At 72.1% G+C, this 244-nt stretch carries 1 pseudogene; it reads right to left on the minus strand.

The window, feature by feature from the left end:
- A pseudogene (locus QN345_RS20305) lies at positions 1-244 on the minus strand (hypothetical protein); the annotation flags it as partial.

Here is a 244-nt window from a genome sequence, read left to right on the forward strand (position 1 = left end):
GTATCCGCCGTCGGCGTCCTTCGCGACGATGCCCTCGAGGCCGAGCTCGCGACTCACCCGCACGGCATCCTGCGCGTCGCCGGGCAGGTCAGGCGACAGCTGCACCGCCCCGTCGCCCGTGACGAGCGACTCGAGGATCGCCCGTCGCTCCGAGTACGGCGTGCGGTTGAGGTCGACCCCGTCGCGTTCGAGCACGTCGAACACGAGGTACTGCACCGGGGTGGCGGCGGCCGCGGTCCTGGAT

The organism is Cryobacterium sp. 10I1 (assembly GCF_035019805.1).
Taxonomy (GTDB): domain Bacteria; phylum Actinomycetota; class Actinomycetes; order Actinomycetales; family Microbacteriaceae; genus Cryobacterium; species Cryobacterium glucosi.